Genomic DNA, 2,401 nt, shown 5'->3' on the forward strand with positions numbered 1-2,401 from the left:
TATCTGCAAAAAACGTTCTTTTTACATTTGGAAGCGTTGGTTTTTACAAAGCAGCTTTTCATAAGATAAATAAACAATTATGGTTTTTTGTTACCATTTTTATCAAGTCAATTTTATTAATAATAGTTATTAAAAAATCACAAAATTAGAATAACCACTTGAAAATATACCCATATGGGTATATTAATAATCATGAGTAAAATAAAACGTATCATATGGCTTGGTTCTTCACTCAAAGATATAAAAAGTCTTCCTGATCTTATTCAACAAAGGATTGGTTATGCTCTTTATCTTGCTCAGATAGGAGATAGAGGAGAAAATGTTAAGGTTCTCAAGGGGTTTGGATCTGCCAATGTTCTAGAAATTATTGAACGCGATATTCAAGGAACTTATCGCGCTGTTTATACGATACAATATAAAAAATCTCTTTATGTGTTGCATTGTTTTCAGAAAAAATCGACCCGTGGCATTGCAACACCAAAACCAGACATTAATCTGATTAAAGAACGTCTCAAGTTAGCAGAACAATTAGAAGGGAATTAAAATGATCAATGTTTTTCACGGTAGTTCCAATGTTTATGCGGATCTTGGCTTTTCAGATTCCAGAGAGATGCTTATCAAAGCGCAACTTGCTCATAAGATTAGTCAAATTCTGAAAGAAAAGAACTTAACACAAAAACAGGCTAGTCAACTTTTGAAAATGACTCAACCAAAACTGTCTAAACTCTTAAGTGGAGAATTTCGAGGAATTAGTGAAATGAAAATGCTTGAGTGTTTGGCAAAATTGGGAAACGATATAAAGATTATTGTTAATCCGAAAGAAGTTAAAACGCTTGAAGGACATTTTGAAGTTGTTTTTTCTTCTTAAACTTCTTTATGATTAGCTTTTTTGGGTCTATTCATGCATGGCAATCTTATATAAAAAATAGTCAAATGAATCACGTATAAAAGTGTGGATTCTTAAGTGGATTCATATAAAATAATTACAAACAAACTATTGACTTTATTGTATTTTTGTTTATGTTGTCCTTCAACAAGTGTAACCATCCGACGACCGTTTTCAACATCAATGCCCTTCTCATCATCGTAAGCTTCAAGATCATTATGATGAATGCCTTCATGAGAGCTCCCATCACGCGCCCAATCCGCACTCAGCTCTGTCCAATGAGATTTGGGAAACATCTGCTTAGCTACTTCTAACGGCTTGCGATCTACATACCACAAACGTTGTGCATCGGTTAAATTCGGTTGCACTGCCGCACTATCCCAGACCATTTTCAGTGGGTCTAAACGCGTAATAACCGGTTCACCATCTATACTGTTCTCATAATCAAGCCGCGTATCGGTCCAGCCCATGCCGCAGATGACAGCGTCTTGGAAAGCATCACTATCTGCATATTCAGCATGTGCCATGTCGCGAAACCATTCCGCTGCTCCTGTAAGCAATTCACTTGGCAATGCCTTGCCTATTTGACGGGGAATGAATTGCACCTCTCGTTTATTGTTACGCTCTGAACCCACAACGGCATTAACCAATGGTGCAATACGGTTAAACGTCATAACGGGGCGGCGTTGCTCTTTTAACGCCGCTAAATCAGCCTCATTCCACTGATCACCATTGTAAAATCGAAAATCCTCTCTTGCATGTTCGCGCCATTTGTTCACATGCTCAACATCTTCTTTGTACCAGCTGATAAGCTATCATATCAAAAAATGAAATAAAGTCAATAGGTTGTGTGAAATTATTTTATATGAATCCACTTAAGAATCCACATTTTTATACGTGATTCATTTGACCATTTTTTATATAAGATTGGCATGTATGAATAGACCATAAAAAGCAAATCATGATGTAAATATTATAACGCATGTGTGTATTCAAATAAAATGAAAAGCCGATATCATTCATAACAGTTCATAAATTTTATGATACGTTTTTATCACAGCACAAATCACATTGTTTTAAATTTAGTCGTTTGAAAATATCGATAACATACGTTTAAAGATCACATCTTGTTTTAAAGATTGGATTGTTAATCACATAAAAGAGCAAATTAACATTCGCCAAAATTGGCGAGCGCAAAATAGAGAGCTGTCATAACAGCATCATCATAACACCGAACATTTTAAAGATTGCATAAAAGGATTTAAAGACAAGATCGATTTTATAACCACGGTATTTTTTTACCGAGGTAGGAAATAAAGGTCATGAAATTCAAATGCTATATCTTATGAAATGAAAAGCCTTTTAATGAATAGATTGCAGGCTAGTCTTTAAGAATGGAACTATTCGCTTCCACAAAAAAATGGAAGCAAATAATGCCATGGCAGTAGAATAACTATCTACTTTAGATTTGGTACTAAAAACGTTTTAAAAGTTATAGTTTAAAAATACGAAACC

Annotated in this window: 2 protein-coding genes and 1 pseudogene; 2 read left to right on the forward strand and 1 reads right to left on the reverse strand. The window is 34.6% G+C overall.

Annotation, left to right across the window (positions count from 1 at the left end; genetic code table 11):
• Positions 1–192 precede the first annotated feature (192 nt).
• Positions 193–543, forward strand: coding sequence for a type II toxin-antitoxin system RelE/ParE family toxin (locus ACFINL_RS09525; RefSeq protein WP_041581387.1), 351 nt, complete (start codon positions 193–195; stop codon positions 541–543).
• 1 nt (position 544) lies between these two features.
• The gene (locus ACFINL_RS09530; protein WP_015856199.1) at positions 545–868 is read left to right on the forward strand and encodes a helix-turn-helix domain-containing protein; all 324 of its coding nucleotides are present in this window, start codon (positions 545–547) and stop codon (positions 866–868) included.
• Positions 869–990: 122 nt separating this feature from the next.
• On the opposite strand, the pseudogene ACFINL_RS09535 reads toward ACFINL_RS09530, so the two are convergent.
• A pseudogene (locus ACFINL_RS09535) lies at positions 991–1,695 on the reverse strand (portal protein); the annotation flags it as partial.
• Positions 1,696–2,401: the final 706 nt, after the last annotated feature.

The organism is Bartonella sp. AA78NXGY, assembly GCF_042197005.1.
GTDB lineage: Bacteria > Pseudomonadota > Alphaproteobacteria > Rhizobiales > Rhizobiaceae > Bartonella.